This window comes from Streptomyces canus, assembly GCF_030816965.1.
Taxonomy (GTDB): Bacteria; Actinomycetota; Actinomycetes; order Streptomycetales; family Streptomycetaceae; genus Streptomyces; species Streptomyces canus_E.
In genome coordinates, this window is record NZ_JAUSYQ010000002.1 from 3,459,504 (window position 1) to 3,477,907 (window position 18,404).

Consider the following 18,404-nt stretch of genomic DNA (forward strand, 5'->3'; position numbering starts at 1 on the left):
CACCCGTCACCGGACACCTCACTCCACCAGGGAGTACATCGCCCGCCACGGAGGCCAACCGGCCGCCAAGAGCACTCCCCATCACCGGTCCGCCACTCACCACGAAACACACCAGAACCGGCCCCTGAAGCACCGCCACGCGGAACATCGCCCGCACGGAGACGCACCGGCCACCAGAAGCACTCCCCCATCACGGGTCCGCCACCCACCCCGCAGACGCCCGTCGTCGCCGGACGCGTCACCCCGCCACGGGGTACATCGCCCCCCGTCGTCCCTCCGGTGAGGCCAGCCACTCCAGCTTGGCCGCGGTGTGTGCCTCGTCCAGGGGGGTGTGCAGCACGACCGTCAGATCGGGTCGGGCCGGCACCCGCATCGCCGTGGACTCCACGCACAGCAGCCCCACCAGCGGATGGTCGAGCTCCTTGCGGATCACTCCGGCGTCCTCGATGTCCCGCCGCTCCCACAGCTCGGTGAACTCGGCGCTCACCGACCGCACCCGGGCCAGCACGTCCTGGAACCCCTCGTCGTCCGGCCGCGCCGAGGCTGCCGCCCGGAACTGGGCGACGACCGTGCGCGCGTTCTGTTCCCAGCTGTGCGATCGCGACCGGTACAGCGGATCGGTGAAGAAGTCGACGAGACAGTTCTGGGTGTTCTCCGGCCGCATACCGAGCACCCAGCCCGCGGCCTCGTTGTACAGCACGCAGTTGTAGTACGCGTCCATGATGTGCGCCGGATACGGCATCCACGCGTCGATCAGCCGCCGCAGCCCCTCACAGCCGTGGTTCGCGGCCGGTTCGGGCGCGGGCGGGTTCAGCCCGGCGAGGACGTACAGATGCCGCCGCTCGGCGTTGCTCAACCGCAGCACCCGACCGACGGAATCGAGGACCTGCGGGGACACGGAGATGTCCCGCCCCTGCTCCAGCCACTGGTACCAGGAGGCACCCACGCCGGCGAGCACCGCGACCTCCTCGCGCCGCAGCCCGGGCGTGCGCCGCCGCGCCCCGCCGTCCGGCAGCCCGGCGTCGGCGGGTGAGACCCGGGCCCGCCGGCTCATCAGGAACTCGCGCAGCTCACGATGCCGCTCACTCTTGGGTACGACCTCGGGCACGAACGCATCCCCCTCGCTGTTGCCTGGTGGTGCCACCACCAGCACAACTTGCCGCTCCCCACGGCTATTCCGACGCGCGCAGGCTCTTGCCCATGGCGATCGACACCACAAACCCCGTCCCCGGCACGCTCGACACCCCCCGGCTGTCGACGCGCGACAAGCTCGTCCTGTTCGTCCTGTGCGCCGCCCAGTTCATGGTCGCGCTGGACTTCTCCGTCCTGAACGTGGCCCTGCCCGTCCTCGGCGCGGACCTCGGCATGAGCCCCTCCGCCCTGCAGTGGGCGGTCACCGCGTTCGCGCTGCCGTCCGGCGGCTTCCTGCTCCTGTTCGGCCGGATCGGCGACCTGTACGGCCGTAGGAAACTCTTCCTCGCGGGCCTCGCCCTGTTCGGCGCCGCCTCCCTGCTGGCGACCTTCGCCTGGGACCCGGCGTCCTTCCTCGCCGGACGCGCCCTGCAGGGCCTCGGCGCGGCGGCGATCGTGCCGACCGGCATGTCCCTGCTGACCACGACCTTCCCCGAGGGCCCCGCCCGCGACCGGGCCCTGGGCATCTCCGGCACCCTGCTCTCGCTCGGCTTCACCGTCGGCATGGTGGCCGGCGGCACCCTCACCGATGCCTTCGGCTGGCGCTCCACGATGGGCCTGCTCTCCCTGTTCGCCCTGATCGTGCTCCCGCTGGCCCCCGGCCTGCTCCCCGAGTCCCGCACCGCGGACCGCCCCCGCCTGGACGTACCCGGCGCGATCACGGTCACCGGCGGCCTGCTGTCCCTGATCTACGCCCTCTCGACGGCCGCCGACCACGGCTTCGCCCGCACCGACGTCCTCATCACCCTGGTCATGGGCGTCCTGCTCCTCGCCGCCTTCGTGACGATCGAGTCCCGTACCGAAGCACCCCTGGTGTCGCTCCCCATGCTGCGCCGCCGCACGGTGGCGTGGGGCAACATCGGCGGTCTGGTCACCTTCTCGATGATGTCGACCGTCGTCTTCGTGCTGACCCTCTACCTCCAGGAGGTCCTGCGCCTGTCGGCCTTCGAGACCGGCCTGGTCTTCGGCGTCCAGGGCGTCCTGTCGGCGGTCGCCGGCAGCTACGCCGCCAGGGTCATCGGCCGCTTCGGCCCGCGCCGCACGCTGGTCGGCTCGCTCGTCGGCCAGGGCACCCTGATCGCCGCCCTGCTGGGCCTGGGCACCGGGAGCTGGTCCGTCTGGCTCGCCACGGCCGCCGTCTCCCTGGCCAGCATGTGCCACCTCGGCGCGATCATCTCGTACGGCATCACCGTGACCTCCGGTGTCCCGGACGAGGAGCAGGGCCTGGCCACCGGCCTGGTCACCTCCACCCAGCAGGTCGGCATCACCGTGGGCATCCCGCTGCTGGGCGTCCTCGCCACCACCTCGGACGACCTGCTCTCCGGCGTCCACACAGTCCTCGCCCTGGACACGGTGATCGTCCTGGCGGCGGCGGTCCTGGTCGCGACGGGACTGCGGGTGCGCTCAGGGGCGGTCGAGGCGGAGCCGGTCGGCGCGCGGTAGACCGGCCACCACCAGGTCGTACGAGTCCTCGACGAGCTCCCGGACCAGACGGTCCGGGAGCTCGCCGTCGACGGTGACGGTGTTCCAGTGGCGCTTGTTCATGTGGTAACCGGGGACGATCAGCCCGGGATGGTCGGTACGCAGCCGGATCGCGTCCTCCGGGTCGCACTTGAGGTTGACCTTCAGGGGCCGCGCGTCCAGGTTCGTCAGGGCGAAGAGCTTGCCCAGCACCTTGAAGACCGAGGTCTCGGGGTTGAACGGGAAATCCTCCACCACCGCGTTGAAGGAGAGGCAGAGCGCGCGCAGTTCCTGAGGGGTCACTCGGACTCCTTCTCCTCTTCGGCAGCTGCGGCCGCGCCCACCGGCTCCACCAGAACCGTCACGATCTTGTTCCGGCGTCCGGCCGCGGCCTCCGCGGTCAGGCGGAGCTGCCGGTGGTCCGGAAGTTCGACGACGGCGGAGGCCCCGGCGATGGGCACACGGCCCAGCGCCTTCGCCAGGAGCCCCCCGACGGTCTCCACGTCCTCGTCGTCGTACTCGTCGAGCCCGTACAGCTCGCCCAGGTCGGTGATGTCCAGGCGGGCGGTGACCCGGTGGCGGTCGTCGCCGAGATCCTCCACCGGCGGCAGCTCGCGGTCGTACTCGTCGGTGATCTCGCCGACGATCTCCTCGAGGATGTCCTCGATGGTGACGATGCCGGCCGTGCCGCCGTACTCGTCGATGACGACGGCGACGTGGTTGCGGTCCTGCTGCATCTCGCGCAGCAGATCGCCGGCGTTCTTGGTGTCGGGCACGAAGGCGGCGGGCCGCATGGCGGTGGACACCAGCTCGGACTCGGCGTCCCGGCTGATGTGCGTCTTGCGGACCAGGTCCTTCAGATACACGATCCCGACGATGTCGTCCTCGCTCTCCCCGGACACGGGGATACGCGAGAAGCCCGAGCGCAGAGCGAGGGTCAGCGCCTGGCGGATGGTCTTGTAGCGCTCGATGACGACGAGATCGGTCCGCGGGACCATGACCTCCCGCACCAGCGTGTCGCCCAGCTCGAAGACCGAGTGCACCATCCGGCGCTCGTCGTCCTCGATCAGCGACTCCTTCTCGGCGAGGTCGACCAGCGCGCGCAGCTCCGCCTCGGAGGCGAACGGGCCGCGGCGGAAGCCCTTGCCGGGGGTGAGCGCGTTGCCGATGAGAATCAGCAACGACGGGATCGGCCCCATGATCCGGGCCAGTGGGAGCAGGACGTACGCCGCCGCGGTCGCCGTGTTGAGCGGGTGCTGACGCCCGATGGTGCGCGGGGAGACGCCGACGGCGACGTACGACACGAGCACCATGACCCCGATCGCGACCAGCAGGGCGCGGGTGGTGCCCGGGAACTCCTGGAGGCAGGCGTAGGTCACCAGGGCGGCCGCCGCCATCTCGCACGCGACGCGCACCAGCAGCGCAACGTTGAGATAGCGGGTCGGGTCGGCGGCGATCTGCGCGAGCTTGGCGCTGCCGCGCCGGCCGTTGCGTACGGCTTCCTCGGCGCGGAAGCTGGAGACGCGCGCGAGGCCCGCCTCCGCGCAGGCGGCGAGCCAGGCGACGACGACCAGGGCGATCGCGCCCGAGACGAGGGGCAGGCTCATGAGACGGTCGGCGCGGGAGACGGGCCGGTGAGCCCCTTCTCCTGCCGCCACCCGTCCACGATGGCCGCCTGCAGGCCGAACATCTCGGCCTTCTCGTCCGGCTCCTCGTGGTCGTACCCGAGAAGGTGCAGCACGCCGTGGACGGTGAGGAGTTGGAGCTCCTCGTCCATGGAGTGCTGCGTCTCGGCCTCCTCGCCCTGCCTCTTGGCGACCTCGGGACACAGCACGATGTCGCCGAGGAGGCCCTGCGGGGGTTCGTCGTCGTCCTTGCTGGGCGGCCTGAGCTCGTCCATCGGGAAGGACATGACGTCGGTGGGCCCCGGCAGGTCCATCCACTGGATGTGCAGCTGCTCCATGGCGTTCTCGTCCACGACGATCACCGAGAGCTCGGAGAGCGGGTGGATGCGCATCCGCGCGAGGGCGTAACGGGCGATGTCGAGGATCGCCTGCTCGTCGACCTCGGTTCCGGACTCGTTGTTGACGTCGATCGACATGGTGCTGGCTTGTCTACTTCCGCTTGTTCCGGCCGCCCTTGTGGGTGCCGTTCTCCGTACCGTTCTCGTTGTCGTACTTCTCGTACGCGTCGACGATACGGCCGACCAGCTTGTGCCGTACGACGTCCTGGGACGACAGCCGGGAGAAGTGCACGTCGTCGAGCCCCTCCAGGATGTCCTGGACCTGGCGCAGACCCGACTTGCTGCCGTTGGGCAGGTCGACCTGCGTCACATCACCCGTGATCACGATCTTCGAGTCGAAGCCGAGCCGGGTGAGGAACATCTTCATCTGCTCGGGGCTCGTGTTCTGGGCCTCGTCCAGGATGATGAAGGCGTCGTTCAAAGTGCGACCCCTCATGTACGCCAGCGGCGCGACCTCGATCGTCCCCGAAGCCATCAGCTTCGGGATCGAGTCCGGGTCCAGCATGTCGTGCAGGGCGTCGTACAGCGGGCGCAGGTACGGGTCGATCTTCTCGTAGAGGGTGCCGGGCAGGAAGCCCAGCCGCTCTCCCGCCTCGACCGCCGGGCGGGTCAGGATGATGCGGTTGACCTGCTTGGACTGCAGGGCCTGCACCGCCTTGGCCATGGCGAGGTAGGTCTTGCCGGTACCGGCGGGGCCGATGCCGAAGACGATCGTGTGCTTGTCGATCGCGTCGACGTACCGCTTCTGGTTGAGGGTCTTGGGGCGGATGGTGCGGCCGCGCGAGGACAGGATGTTCTGTGTGAGCACTTCGGCCGGGGTCTCCTGGCCGTTGCTCGTCCCGTTCTCGCTCGCTCGCAGCATGGCGATCGAGCGTTCCACTGCGTCCTCCGTCATCGGCTGTCCGGTGCGGAGCACCAGCATCATCTCGTCGAACAGGCGCTGGACGAGGGCGACGTCCGCCGCCTCGCCGGTCGCGCTGACCTCGTTGCCCCGGACATGGATGTCGGCCGCCGGGAAGGCCTTCTCGATCACGCGCAGGAGGGAGTCGCCGGATCCCAGGACCGTGACCATGGGGTGCTGGGCGGGGACCGTGAACTGTGCTCTCGCCTGCCCCTGCGCGGGGCTGTGACCTGTGGGTGTCTGAGTCATGGGCCGGCGCTCAACGCCTGCGGTTCCTCCTCGTCATGGCCGCGCAGTGGAAGGCGGCCTCGCGGTTTCAAGGGTACGACGGTGCACTGACAACGCCGTAGGGCTTTTCGACGATCAGGGCGCCCCGGATGCAGCGGTGAGCCCTTCATGCTCCCCCCGGGCCCCGGGAAGAATGCGCTCACCGCCCTGTGTGTTCGACGATCTCGACTGTTCGAAGAAGGAAGACCGTGCTGCTGCGTCTGCCCACGTCCCTGCCCGAGGCACAGGAGTGTCTGACCGACGGGGCGACACCCGTCGGCGGTGCCACGCTGGTGTGGGCCGCCTGGCAACGCGACGGCTTTCCCGAGCAGGCCGTGTCGCTGCGCGAGGTGCCGGAGGCGAACGTTCTCGGGGCCGGGCAGGTGGGCGCGGCGGTCCTGCTGCACCGGATCGACGAGCGGGTACCGGAGGTGCTGCACCGGGCCGCGTCGGGCGTCGGCACCGGGGCCGTGCGCCGGGCCGCCACGGTCGGCGGGAACATCGTCGGCAGCACCTTGCGCTGTCTGTTGCCCGCGGCGCTCGTCCTGGACGCCCGCGCGCAGGTGCTGGCGGCGGAGGGGCCGTTCGAGGCGGACCTGGCCGAGCTGATCGCCAAGAAGCCGCTGCTGCTGAGCCTGCACTGGCGCGATCCGCTCGTCAGCGGCTACCGCAAGGTGGCCGAGGCCCCGGGTGGGCCGCCGCCCCTGGTGGTCGCCACGGCCGTCCACGCGGACGACCGCCCGGTCCTGCGCGTGGCCGTCCGCGACGGCTACGAGTTCCTGAGCGAGAGCGTGCCCTGTTCCGCGGGCGCGGACAGCGTGCTCGACGTGTTGAGCGGTACGACGATCGGGGCGCTGCCCGCCGCGGCCCGCGAGGTGGTCCGGGAGCAGGTGGTGACGGTGCTGGAGCGGGCGGGCGGACACTGACGCACCAACCTGCTCGACGTGCCACGGAGGCGGACCGCCACGCAGCGATACGGCCCGACCCGGACCTCCCACGGCACTGACGGCCCGACCCCTCGACGAGCCGCAGGGACGGACCCAGCCCGCGGCGATACCCGTCGGCCCGCCCTCGCGCGCCGCCCTCGCGCGCCGGCCTCAGGCCGACCGGCCGAATCCGATCGTCGGTACCGCCCGTCGCAGGGGCCAGACCGGGGACTCCTCCTCCGGGACCAGGTCCTCCAGGAACGCGTACCGTCGCAGTGCGGTCGGGTCCTGGGAGTCGACGGACTGGACCTTGCGCCACCATGCGCCGATCTCGGACCAGCCCGGCGCGGAGAGGGAACCGCCGAACTCCTGGACGGAGAGCGCGGCGGTCAGGCCGGCGAAGGCCAGGCGGTCCGCCAGCGGCCAGCCCGCGAGGGTGCCGGTGACGAAGCCGGCCACGAAGACGTCCCCGGCGCCGGTCGGGTCGAGCGCCTCGACCTCGATCGCCGGGACCTCGGCGGTCTCCCCGGTACGCCGGTCCACGGCGTACGCGCCCTCCGCGCCGAGGGTGACCACGGCGAGCGGTACATGTTCGGTGAGCGCGTGCGCAGCCTCCCGCGGGCAGGTGGCGCCGGTGTAGCGCATCGCCTCCTGCGCGTTCGGCAGGAAGGCCTCGCAGTGTTCGAGGTCGGCGAGGCCCGCCAGGTCCCACGCCCCGGTCTCGTCCCAACCGACGTCGGCGAAGATGCAGGTGCCCTCGCGTGCCGCCTGAGCGATCCAGGGGGCCCTCTTCCCCGGCTCGAGGGACGCCACCGCCGCACGCGCGCGTGGGGGGCGGTCCGGCGCGCCCTCTTGGATGAGCACGGCTTCCGGGGGCGGCTCGTGGCCGTGGGAGACCATGGTGCGCTCGCCCTCGTACGCCATCGACACGGTGACCGGCGAGTGCCAGCCGGAGACTGTCCGGGACGGGGAGAGGTCGATGCCCTCGCCCTGTTCGAGGGCGTCCCAGCAGTACTCGCCGTAGTGGTCGTCGCCGAAGGCCGCGGCCAGTGAGGTGCGCAGCCCGAGCCGGGCCAGGGCCGTGGCCATGTTCGCCACGCCGCCGGGGCTCGACCCCATCCCGCGTGCCCAGGACTCGGTCCCGCGCACCGGGGCGGAGTCGAGCCCGGTGAAGATGATGTCGAGGAACACGGTGCCGGTGAGGTAGACGTCCCAGGGGGGATCGTCGGGTACCCGCAGAGCTGCGAGAGGGTCGACCCGGGCCTGGCCGTGCCCGGTCCCTCCGAAGTGCGACGGTCCCTTTCCGGTGGACGCGTTGGACGCGATCACGGTGCGCTCCCTGGACGTGGTGCGGATCAGGCCAGTCTGCACCACGCCGCCGACAACGCGTCGGCGCTCACCTGCGACCCGCCCGCCACGTCAGGCCGTCGCAGGTCCGGGGCGCGCCGGGTGTGGCCCCAGGGGCTCCAGTGGCGGCGGTGACCGCCGGGGCCGTCCGTCCGCGTCCGGATCCGCTCGTCATGACCCCGGCGAGAAGGACCGTACGTCCAGGCCCAGCCCCCTCCAGCATGCTGGGCTGAAAAAACCCGGCCACTACCAACGAGGCACCACCGGCGTGACCCACCCCGGCTCGGCCACCCGCATGGCCGCAGCGTCGTCCCGCTCCCGCAGCGAGCCGTCGTCATCGAGCCACCGCCGATGCAGGAACTCCACCTTCTGCCGGTCGAGTTCGACGCCGAGGCCGGGCGCGTCGGAGACCTTCACGGCCCCGCCCTCGAACGTCAGGCGCTCGCTGAGCACGTCCTCCGACTGCCATGGATAGTGCGAGTCACAGGCGTGGTGAAGGTTGGGCACGGTGGACGCGACATGCGTCATCGCGGCCAGCGAGATCCCCAGATGCGTGTTGGAGTGCATGGACACTCCCACCCCGAACGTCCGGCAGATCGCGGCGAGTTGCTGGGTGTTCCGCAGCCCGCCCCAGTAGTGGTGATCCGAGAGCACCACCTGAACCGCGTCCCGGGCGAACGCCTCCTTGATCTCCGCGAAGGTCGTCACACACATGTTGGTGGCCAGCGGGACACCGGTCCCGGCGGAGACCTCGGCCATGGCCGCCGTCCCCAGCGCGGGATCCTCCAGGTACTCCAGGACATCGCCGAGCTCCGCGGCCACCTTCAGCGAAGTCGACACGCTCCAGGCCCCGTTGGGATCGAGCCGGAGCGGGTGCCCGGGAAACGCCTCGGCCAGCGCCCTGATCGCCGCGATCTCCTCGTCCGGCGGGAAAACCCCGCCCTTGAGCTTGAAGGACGTGAAGCCATGGCGCTCAGTGAACAACCGGGCCTGCTCCACCACCCCTGCGGGATCGACGGCCGCCCCCCAGTCGTCCTTCTCGGAGGCGACGCCCTCGGGATGGGAGGCCCACTTGTAGAACAGATACGCGCTGTACTCGACCGCGTCGCGCACCTTGCCCCCGAGCAGGGCGTGCACCGGCAGCCCGAGGGCCTTGCCCAGCGCGTCGAGGCAGGCGACCTCGAATCCGGAGACCACGGACAGCCTCAGCTTGTCGGCCGTCTGCACGCCCCGCAGCCCGCCGACGTCGACCTGTCCGGAGACCCGGGAGGAATCGACGGCCATCTGATCCGCGACGGTGACCAGGCCGTTCAGGTCACCGACCTGACGTCCGATCAGCTTCGACGCGAACGGCCGTGCCAGCTCCAGGTACTTGGTGTCGCCGTACGTCTCCCCGACCCCGGTGACCCCGTCGGCGGTCTCGACCTCGACGATCAGCCGGGGCGTGTACGGCTGGTGGACGCCCTGTGTGTTCAGCAGGGGCGGATCGGCGACGAGGATCGGCGTGAGGCGGACGTCGGCGATCGTGAGGTTCACAGGTCGGCTCCTACGAGGTCGAGTCCGGAGGCCAGCAGCCGCTCGAGGTCCGCCAGGTCGGCGGCGGACGGATCGGTGAGCGGCGCGCGCACCGGCCCGACCGGGCGTCCCCGCAGCCGTGCCGCCGCCTTCACGAGCGAGACGGCGTATCCGGGCACGCGGTCGCGGAGTTCGACGAGCGGAACGTAGAAGTCGCGCAGCAGTTTCCCGACCGTGCCGTCGCCCTCGTCGCCGTCGCGCAGGGCGGTGAAGAAGGCGTTCGCGATCTCGGGGGCGAAGGCGTGGACGGCCGAGGAGTAGGCGGGGACGCCGACGGTGGCGTAGGCGCGGGCCTGGATCTCGGCGGTGGAGGCGCCGTTGAAGAACAGGAAGCCTTCGGGGGCGGCGAGCGTGAGGCGCTGGAGCCGGTCGAGGTCGCTGTGTCCGTCCTTGAGGCCGATGACACCGGGGATCTCGGCGACCCGCCTGAACGCGTCCACGCCGAAGGCGACCTGGCCGCGCTGGTAGGCGATGAGCGGCAGCCGCGTCCGCGCCGCGATCTGCTCCAGCTGCGCGACCAGTCCGTCCTGCGGGGCGGCGACCAGGTAGTGGGGGAGGACCAGCAGCGCGTCCGCGCCCGCCTCCTCGGCGATCCGGGCGAAACGAACGGCCTGTGCCCAGCCGTAGCCGGTTCCGGCGACCACGGGCAGCCGGCCGCCGGCCTCCTCGACCGCGATGGTGACGACCTGCCGGTACTCGTCCTCGTCCAGCGAGAAGAACTCACCGGTGCCACAGGCCGGGAAGAGCGCGCCGGGGCCGGTGGCGATCTGGGCGGCGACATGGGCGCGGAAGCCGTCCGGGTCGAGGGTGCCGTCATCGTGGAAGCTCGTGAGCGGGAACGACAGCACACCGCGTGCCATGCCGTCCCGCAGTCGTCGGGCCGTGTCCGGGTCGAGGGTCACCCTCGCTCATCTCCCCATGTAGACAGTATCTACGTATGGAGATGAAGATTAGATAGGCGAACGCCGTCCGTCAATGGGTCGGCGTGCGGTTCGGCGGGCCGATTACCATCAGCGCATGTCAGAGACAGGTGGCGTCCGCGAGGTGAAGTCGGCGGCCCGCACGGTCGAGCTCCTCGAACTGCTGGCCGCGCGCGGCGACCACCCGGCACGGCTCCAGGAGCTCGCGGACGCGCTGGCGGTGCCGCGCAGTTCGATGTACGCGCTGCTCCAGACCCTGATCTCGCGCGGCTGGGTCCGCACCGACATCACCGGCTCGCTCTACGGCATCGGCATCCACGCCCTGCTCACCGGCACCAGCTACCTGGACTCCGACGTGCGCGTGCGGGTCGTACGGCCGTATCTCGACGAAGCGTCCCAGGCACTGGGTGAGACGATCCACATGGGTCGGCTCGACGGCCGGGACGTGGCCTATCTGGCGACGCGTGAGTCGCACGAGTACCTGCGGACGATCAGCAGGGTGGGCCGCCGGCTGCCTGCGCACGTCGGCGCGCTGGGCAAGGCGCTGCTGGCGGAGTGGCCCGACGAGAGGCTCCCCGAAGGGCCGTACGAGGCACTCACCCCGAACTCCCACACCACCCGCGAGTCCCTGCTGGCGGACCTCGCCGAGATCCGCGCACGCGGCTATTCGATCGACCGCGAGGAGGGCGTCCTCGGCATCGTCGGCTTCGGGTTCTGTCTGCGCTACGACACCCCCGCGCAGGACGCCATCAGCTGCTCGGTCCCGGTCGCCCGTCTGACGTCGGAACACGAGCAGCAGATCATCGCGGTGATGCGCGAGATCAGAGGCAAGATCGAGGCGACGGTACCGGGCGCGGGCGGCGCCCCTGGTTGGCGTTAGGGGGCACTGGGGGGCCCGCTTCTACCCGACTTCCCTCACTCCAAACGAAACGTGAGCCACATCACGCAGCCTGGGCTTCTTCCGCAACCGCGTGCTTGATACAAATTCTTCGCGCGTTCCTGTCCGTCGACGGCCTGCGCCCACCCCCTTTTCGAGCCGCTTCTTTCGCATGCCCTGGGAACGCCCGTGTCCGCCCGCACCACCCTGCCCTGGCCCCTCGTTGCCCTTTTCACCGCCGGGTACCTCGCCCCCTATCTCCTCCCGACCACCGTCGGCAGGCTCGACTCGGGGCTTCCGCTCACCGCCACCGAGGCGGGTGCCGTCGGCAGCGCGCTGCTGCTGAGTTCAGCGGCGGCAGGCTTCCTGCTCGCCTCCCGCGTCGACCGCGTCGGCCCCCGCACCCTCGCCCGCATCGGCCTCGCCCTCGCCGTCCTCGGCTACGGCGGCGCCGCCCTCGCCCACGCCGTCCCGGCCGTCGTCGTGGGCGCGCTGATCGGCGGCTTCGGATCCGGTACGTCGACGGCGGTGGCCGCCACCGGCATCGCCGCCCAGCCGGACCCGCACCGCATCACCACGGTCGGGCTCCTCGGTGTCTCCGCACTCGCGGGCGCCGTGTACCTGACCGTTCCGCACCTGGGCCCCGGTCACGGCCGGCCGTTGGCCGCGATCGCCCTCACCGCGCTGGCGGTCTGGCCCCTGACGGGCCGTCTCCCCCTCGCCACGGCCCCCGCCCGAAGCCGGGAGACGCGCACCCCGCTCCCCCACCCTCGTGCCGGCCTCCTCCTCGCCGGCACTCTGCTCTGCTGGTCCCTCGCCCAGAACGCCCTCTGGGGCGTCAGCGGCCGCATCGGCCTCACCCAGGCCCACCTCTCCGAGGCAACGGTCGGCGCCGTCTTCGCGATCGCCCTCGGCGCGGGCCTGCTGGGCGTCGTCGGCGCGGGCGCCCTGGGCCCACGCCTCGGCCGCGCGCTCCCCATCGGCGGCGGCACCGTCCTCATCGCCGCCTGCATCACCCTCAGCGCATCGGCGACCGACCTGACGTCCTTCGCGTCCGGCGAGATCGCGTGGAACACGCTCTACCCGATCGTCCTGTCGTACGTCATCGGCCTGGCCGCCTCCCTGGACCCCCGCGGCCGCTGGGCGGTCCTGGTCGGCTCGGCATCCTCACTGGGCACGGCGGCGGGACCGCTGACCGGCAGCCTGCTGGCCACGCAGGCCGGCTTCCCGGCGATGGGCACGGTCCTGGCCGTCGGCCTGCTGCTGATCGCCGTACCGATGACGGCGGTCGCGACGGGTGCGGGCAGGCGTCAACTCCCGGTGGTGGAGATCCCGGTGGAGACCCAGACGTACGACAGGGCAACGGCCGCATAGGTGCCGCCTCAGAACTCGTAGGCCTCGACTTCCGCGAGGTACCGAGCCCGCAACTCCTCGTCATGCTCCAGGAAGGACGCGAGGAAGGAGTTGCGGGCCAGCTCCCGCAACCGTTCCTCGCCCAGGCCCAGCGCCGAGCGCACCGCGTCGAAGTTGTCCCCCGCATACCCCCCGAAGTACGCCGGGTCGTCGGAGTTCACCGTGCACAGCAACCCGGCATCCAGCATCGCCGGCAACGGATGGCCGGCGAGCACATCGACCGTACGAAGCCGCACGTTGGACAACGGACACAAGGTCAGCGGAACCCGGTCCCGCACCAGCCGCGCGACCAACTCCGGAGACTCCATGCACCGCAGCCCGTGGTCTATCCGCTCCACCCCGAGCACATCCAGCGCCTCGACGATGTACTCCGGCGGCCCCTCCTCCCCGGCGTGAGCCACCCGCCGCAGTCCCAGCGCCGCCGCGGCCTCGTACACCTCGCGGAACTTCACCGGAGGATGCCCCACCTCGGCTGAGTCGAGCCCCACACCGACGATCCGGTCGAGATACGGCTTGGCGGCCTCGAGGGTCGCGAGAGCGGACTGCGCGGACTCGTCCCGCAGGAAGCACATGATCAGCTGCGTCGACACGCCGTGCACGGCCTCGCTGTGGGCCAGCGCCCGCCACAATCCCTCGACGACCGTCCCCATCCCCACGCCGCGCGCGATGTGCGCCTGCGGGTCGAAGAAGATCTCCGCGTGCCGCACCCCCTGCGCGGCGGCCCGGGCGAGATAGGCGTTCGCCAGGTCCTCGAAGTCCCGCTCGGTGCGCAGGACGGCCATGAGCTCGTAGTACAGGTTCAGAAAGGACTGGAGGTCCTCGAAACGGTACGCCTTGCGGAGCGTGTCCGTGTCGGCGTACGGCAGCTCGACGCCGTTGCGCGCGGCGAGCTCGAAAGCCAGCTCCGGCTCCAGGGTGCCTTCGATGTGCAGGTGCAGTTCAGCTTTGGGGAGGGACATCAACGCATCGTACGGCTGCTTTATCGCCGTTTCGGAACCGGGACCCGCAGGAGGTCGTGGGCCACGGTCAGCTCGCCCTCGTAGCCGGCCGCCCGCGCCTGCCGCTCGAACTCCTCCGGTTCGGCGTACCGCTGACTGAAGTGCGTGAGCACGAGATGCCGTACACCGGCGTCGCGGGCGGCCCTCGCGGCCTGACCGGCGGTCAGATGACCGTGCTCCACGGCGAGTTGTTCGTCCTCGTCGAGGAAGGTCGACTCGATGACGAGCAGGTCGCAGCCGTCCGCGAGGGCGTGGACGCCGTCGCAGAGGCGGGTGTCCATGACGAACGCGAACCGCTGACCCCGGCGGACCTCGCTGACGTCGTCGAGGAGGACGCCGTTCAGGGAGCCCTCCCTCTGGATCCGGCCGACGTCGGGCCCCTTGATGCCGTGCGCGGCGAGGCGGTCGGGGAGCATGCGGCGGCCGTCGGCCTCCGTGAGGAGATAGCCGTAGGACTCGACGGGATGGGAGAGCCTGCGGGCCTGGAGGGTGTAGCCGCCGGTGCGCGCGATGACCCCGTCCTCGGCGACCGGTGCCTCGGTGAGCCGGACGGTCTCCCGGTACGCCGTCGCGTACCGCAGCCGGTCGAAGAAGCGCTGCCCCGACTTCGGGTAGTGGGCGGTGACCTCGTGCGGGACCCGGTCGAGGTTGATGCGCTGGATCACGCCCGCGAGGCCGAGGGAGTGGTCGCCGTGGAAGTGGGTGACACAGATCCGGTTGAGGTCGTGGGCGGCGACCCCGGCGCGCAGCATCTGACGCTGGGTGCCCTCGCCGGGGTCGAAGAGGATGCCCTCGCCGTCCCACCGCAGCAGGTAGCCGTTGTGGTTGCGGTGCCTTGTGGGGACCTGGCTGGCTGTGCCGAGGACGACCAGTTCACGTACGGACACGTGGGTTATCCGGGCGGCCAGTGCAGGCCGCGGCCGCCGATCACGTGGGCGTGGGCGTGCCAGACGGTCTGGCCGGCGCCGCTGCCGGTGTTGAAGACGGTGCGGTAGCTCTCCAGCTTCTCGTCCTCGGCGACGGCCTGGGTCTCGCGGAGGACGTCGGCGGCGAGCTCGGGCGCGGCGGCGGCGAGCGCCGCGGCGGTCTCGTAGTGGGCCTTGGGGATCACCAGGACGTGGGTGGGGGCCTGAGGGTTGATGTCCCGGAAGGCGACGGTGGTGTCGGTCTCCCGGACGATCGTCGCCGGGATGTGGCCTTCGACGATCTTGCAGAACAGGCAGTCGCCCTGGGGTTCCCCTGGCATGGTGTTCCTTTCGCCTCGGATCTCGGGGGCATCTTAGTCAGGCAGGGTCGGCGGAATCTTGGCAGGACTGCTCTCCAACGCCTCCAGGGCGATCCTCACCGCCTCGTCCAGCTGCGTGTCCCTGCCCGCCGCGTGGTCCTGCGGCCTCTGCACGACCTCCACGTCCGGATCCACCCCGTGGTTCTCCACGCCCCACTCGTAACCCTCCAGCCAGAACGCGTACTTCGGCTGGGTGATCAGCGTGCCGTCGACCAGGCGGTAGCGGCTGTCGATGCCGATGACCCCGCCCCATGTGCGTGTTCCCACCACCGGGCCGATGCCCAGCGCCTTGATCGCCGCGTTGACGATGTCGCCGTCGGATCCCGAGAACTCGTTCGCCACCGCCACGACAGGGCCGCGCGGCGCGTCCCTCGGGTAGCTGTAGGCGCGCATCCCGCGCGGCAGCGCCCAGCCGACGATCCGGCGGGCCAGCTTCTCGACGACCAGCTGGGAGGTGTGGCCGCCACGGTTCTCCCGGACGTCGACCACGAGCCCCTCGCGGGCCACCTCGACCCGCAGGTCGCGGTGGATCTGGGCCCAGCCCGGGGCCTGCATGTCCGGGACGTGCAAGTACCCCAGCCGCCCGCCGGACTTCTCGTGGACGTAGGCGCGGCGGTCGGCGACCCAGGCGTGATAGCGCAGGGGTTCCTCGTCGGAGATCGGTACGACGACCGCGTGCCGCAGCTCGCCGCCGCCGGACGGGGAGATCGTGAGCTCGGTCGGTTTGTCCGCCGTGCCGACCAGGAGCGGGCCGGGGCCCGTGACCGGGTCGACCGGGTGGCCGCCGACCGCGACGATCGCGTCCCCGGCGCGGACCGCGACGCCGGGTGCGGCGAGCGGGGAGCGGGCGTCGGGGTCGGAGGTCTCGGTCGGCAGGATGCGGTCGATGCGCCACTGCGCCGACCCCTGGGGGCCGTCCTCGTGGCGGGAGATGTCGGCGCCGAGCAGGCCCTGGCGGGGGCCGTGGCCGTGGCCGCCGCGGGGGGTGACGTAGGCGTGGGAGGTGCCGAGTTCGCCGTGGACCTCCCAGAGGAGGTCGACGAGGTCGTCGTGGGTGGCCAGACGGTCGAGGACGGGTCGGTAACGGTCGAGCACGCCGTTCCAGTCGACACCGCTCATGTCCGGGCGCCAGAAGTGGTCGCGCATGATGCGGCCGGTCTCCGCGTACATCTGGCGCCACTCGGCCGACGGGTCGACGGTCTGGCGGATGCGGCCGAGGTCGACGCTGATGTTCGTGTCGCTGTCGTCGTCGTTCGAGGCACGGCGGTCGCTCGGTACGACCTTCAGGCGGCCGTCGGTCCACAGCAGGACCCGCTTGCCGTCGCCGCTGACGGCGAAGTGGTCGGCGTCGGCGGCGAGGTGCTCGAGGCGCTGCTGGGCGAGGTCGTAGCGCTGGAGGTCGGTCTTGGGGTCGGGGTCGTCCGGGGTGGCCCGGGAGGAGCCGAGGACGCCCTGGACGGGGTGCCGGAGCCACAGGACGCCGTCCTTGGCCGCGCGGAGGTTGGAGTAGCGGCCGGCCTCCACCGGGAAGGGCACGATCCGGTCGGCGAGGCCCTCGAGGTCGATACGGGTGGCCGGGGTGCCCTCGCTGTCGGGGGTCTCGTCCTTGTCGGGGGCCTCGAAGGGGCGGCCGTGGCGCTGCGGGCCGAACGGGGACGGGGTGGTCGCTGCCAGGGTGATCAGGTGCGGGCGGTCGCCGACCACGAAGGCGAGGTCGAAGACGTGCTCGTCGTAGACCGGGTCGAAGGAGCGGTTGGACAGGAACGCCAGGTGCTTGCCGTCGAGGGTGAAGGCGGGGGCGTAGTCCTGGAAGCGCAGCGGGGTCGCCTCGGTGACCGACAGGTCGGTGGTGTTGGCGAGGCGGAGCTGGCAGAGCGGGGCGGGGCCGGGGTGCGACCAGGCGAGCCAGGCCGAGTCGGGCGAGAAGGTCAGCCCCCGTACGTCGCCGTCCTCGCTGCGGTCGACCTCGCGGACCTCGCCGGTCTCCCGCTCGACGAGCAGCACGCGGCCGTCGTGCGCGGCGACCGCGGCCCGGCTGCCGTCGGGGGCCATGGCGAGACCCAGGACGCGGCCGAGTTGTCCCGCGGCGAGGCGGCGCGGGGTGGCGCCGGGGGCGAGACCGGTGGCGGGCGCGAACTCCAGGGCGTCGTCGCCCTCCGCGTCCGTCACCCACACCACCCACTCCTCGCCCTCCGTGCGGAAGGTGCGCGGCAGCCGGGCCCGGACGCCGGGTTCGGCGGCGAGCGCGCGGGCCGGGCCCGAGCGGTGGGTGACCCAGTGGACGGCACCGCGCACCGCGACCGCACTGCCGCGCGCGGTGTGGTCGGGGGCGGCCGAGCCGAACCAGCGGGAGGCGTCCACGGGGAACGGCTGCCGGTCGGCGCGCTGTCCGCCGAGCCGGACCTCCAGGCGGCGCGGTTCGGCGCCGTCGAGGTCGTCGAGGATCCACAGCTCGCCGGCGGAGGTGTAGACGATCCGGGTGCCGTCACCTGCCGCGTGCCGGGCGTAGTAACCGTCGAGGGGGGTGTGCCGTCGCAGGTCGGAGCCGTCGGCGAGGGAGGAGTAGACGGCCCCGGTGCCCTCGTGGTCCGAGAGGAAGGCGATCCGGTCGCCCGCCCACACGGGGTACTCCAGGTTTCCGTCCAACTCCTCATGCAGGCGTACGAACTCGCCGTCGCCCTCGGGATCGATCCACAGCTTGCCCGCCGTGCCGCCCCGGTACCGCTTCCACCAGGCGGCCTCCCGGCCCATGGGCGCGGAGAGGATCACGGTCGCCGGTCCGTACGCGACCTGGCCGACGGGCCCGTACGGCAGGGTGGTGCCGGGGCCGCCGTCGAGCGGGACGGTGTGCGCCCAGCTGCGGCGCAGGCTGGCCTGGCCGTGGGTGGTGATCGCGAGGACCTCGCCGTCCGGGGTCCAGCCGCGCACCTGGGTGCGGGCGCTGCCCCAGTGGGTCAGCCTCCTGGACGGTCCGCCGTCGACCGGGGCGATGTGCACCTCGGGGGCTCCGTCGCGGGCGGAGGTCCAGGCGACGGTCGTGCCGTCGGGCGAGATACGGGGGTGGGTGACCGGCACGTTGTCCGCGCTGACCCGCCAGGCGCGCCCGCCGTCGAGCGGCGCGAGCCACACGTCGTCCTCGGCGGTGAAGGCCACCAGCTCGCCCTGCAGATGCGGAAACCGGAGATATGCAGACGTCGCAGGCTGTGTCACCCGATCACCC

General features: G+C 71.5%; 16 protein-coding genes. 4 read left to right on the forward strand and 12 right to left on the reverse strand.

Annotated features, from left to right (window positions below):
- Positions 1-238 precede the first annotated feature (238 nt).
- On the reverse strand, positions 239-1,054 hold the full coding sequence (locus tag QF027_RS16755) for a helix-turn-helix transcriptional regulator (RefSeq protein ID WP_306986693.1): 816 nt from the start codon (positions 1,052-1,054) through the stop codon (positions 239-241).
- Positions 1,055-1,200: 146 nt separating this feature from the next.
- On the opposite strand from QF027_RS16755, the gene QF027_RS16760 reads away from it, so the two are divergent.
- Entirely contained in the window at positions 1,201-2,634 is a 1,434-nt protein-coding gene (locus tag QF027_RS16760; protein ID WP_307075421.1) for an MFS transporter, read from the forward strand.
- Here the strand turns inward: QF027_RS16760 and QF027_RS16765 are convergent.
- Genes QF027_RS16765 through QF027_RS16780 form a run of 4 tightly spaced genes read right to left on the reverse strand, consistent with a single transcriptional unit; the run spans position 2,596 to position 5,825 of the window.
- Positions 2,596-2,955 (reverse strand): MmcQ/YjbR family DNA-binding protein, encoded by a 360-nt coding sequence (locus QF027_RS16765; RefSeq protein WP_306981427.1) that lies wholly within the window; start codon positions 2,953-2,955, stop codon positions 2,596-2,598. The genes QF027_RS16760 and QF027_RS16765 overlap by 39 nt on opposite strands.
- On the reverse strand, positions 2,952-4,259 hold the full coding sequence (locus tag QF027_RS16770) for a hemolysin family protein (RefSeq protein ID WP_306981425.1): 1,308 nt from the start codon (positions 4,257-4,259) through the stop codon (positions 2,952-2,954). Before QF027_RS16770 ends, QF027_RS16765 begins: the two co-directional genes overlap by 4 nt.
- Positions 4,256-4,753 carry an rRNA maturation RNase YbeY gene (ybeY, locus tag QF027_RS16775; protein ID WP_307075423.1) on the reverse strand — a complete coding sequence of 166 codons (498 nt, stop codon included), beginning with the start codon at positions 4,751-4,753 and terminating at the stop codon, positions 4,256-4,258. The genes QF027_RS16770 and ybeY overlap by 4 nt, the downstream gene beginning before the upstream one ends.
- A gap of 13 nt (positions 4,754-4,766) precedes the next feature.
- The gene (locus QF027_RS16780; RefSeq protein ID WP_307075425.1) at positions 4,767-5,825 is read right to left on the reverse strand and encodes a PhoH family protein; all 1,059 of its coding nucleotides are present in this window, start codon (positions 5,823-5,825) and stop codon (positions 4,767-4,769) included.
- 227 nt (positions 5,826-6,052) lie between these two features.
- On the opposite strand from QF027_RS16780, the gene QF027_RS16785 reads away from it, so the two are divergent.
- Positions 6,053-6,769: an FAD binding domain-containing protein gene (locus tag QF027_RS16785; protein ID WP_307075428.1), complete on the forward strand. Its 717-nt coding sequence runs from the start codon at positions 6,053-6,055 to the stop codon at positions 6,767-6,769.
- Between the two features lie 171 nt (positions 6,770-6,940).
- On the opposite strand, the gene QF027_RS16790 is transcribed toward QF027_RS16785, so the two are convergent.
- From QF027_RS16790 to QF027_RS16800, 3 genes are all read right to left on the reverse strand, one after another.
- Positions 6,941-8,098, reverse strand: coding sequence for a carbohydrate kinase family protein (locus tag QF027_RS16790; RefSeq protein WP_306981417.1), 1,158 nt, complete (start codon positions 8,096-8,098; stop codon positions 6,941-6,943).
- Positions 8,099-8,362: 264 nt separating this feature from the next.
- On the reverse strand, positions 8,363-9,652 hold the full coding sequence (locus QF027_RS16795) for a glucarate dehydratase family protein (RefSeq protein WP_307075430.1): 1,290 nt from the start codon (positions 9,650-9,652) through the stop codon (positions 8,363-8,365).
- Positions 9,649-10,551: a 5-dehydro-4-deoxyglucarate dehydratase gene (locus tag QF027_RS16800; RefSeq protein ID WP_373432499.1), complete on the reverse strand. Its 903-nt coding sequence runs from the start codon at positions 10,549-10,551 to the stop codon at positions 9,649-9,651. The genes QF027_RS16795 and QF027_RS16800 overlap by 4 nt, the downstream gene beginning before the upstream one ends.
- A 157-nt stretch (positions 10,552-10,708) precedes the next feature.
- Between QF027_RS16800 and QF027_RS16805 the strand changes: the two genes are divergently transcribed.
- Positions 10,709-11,491, forward strand: a complete 783-nt coding sequence (locus QF027_RS16805; RefSeq protein WP_307075434.1) for an IclR family transcriptional regulator — start codon at positions 10,709-10,711, stop codon at positions 11,489-11,491.
- A gap of 186 nt (positions 11,492-11,677) precedes the next feature.
- On the forward strand, positions 11,678-12,862 hold the full coding sequence (locus QF027_RS16810) for an MFS transporter (RefSeq protein WP_306981408.1): 1,185 nt from the start codon (positions 11,678-11,680) through the stop codon (positions 12,860-12,862).
- Positions 12,863-12,870: 8 nt separating this feature from the next.
- Here QF027_RS16810 and QF027_RS16815 read toward each other — a convergent pair whose 3' ends face one another.
- Genes QF027_RS16815 through QF027_RS16830 form a run of 4 tightly spaced genes read right to left on the reverse strand, consistent with a single transcriptional unit; the run spans position 12,871 to position 18,394 of the window.
- Positions 12,871-13,860 carry an adenosine deaminase gene (locus tag QF027_RS16815; protein WP_306981406.1) on the reverse strand — a complete coding sequence of 330 codons (990 nt, stop codon included), beginning with the start codon at positions 13,858-13,860 and terminating at the stop codon, positions 12,871-12,873.
- 20 nt (positions 13,861-13,880) lie between these two features.
- Positions 13,881-14,786 (reverse strand): ribonuclease Z, encoded by a 906-nt coding sequence (locus QF027_RS16820; RefSeq protein ID WP_307075436.1) that lies wholly within the window; start codon positions 14,784-14,786, stop codon positions 13,881-13,883.
- Positions 14,787-14,791: 5 nt separating this feature from the next.
- Positions 14,792-15,145, reverse strand: coding sequence for a histidine triad nucleotide-binding protein (locus QF027_RS16825; protein ID WP_306981402.1), 354 nt, complete (start codon positions 15,143-15,145; stop codon positions 14,792-14,794).
- Between the two features lie 33 nt (positions 15,146-15,178).
- Positions 15,179-18,394: a S41 family peptidase gene (locus QF027_RS16830; RefSeq protein ID WP_307075438.1), complete on the reverse strand. Its 3,216-nt coding sequence runs from the start codon at positions 18,392-18,394 to the stop codon at positions 15,179-15,181.
- Positions 18,395-18,404 lie beyond the last annotated feature (10 nt).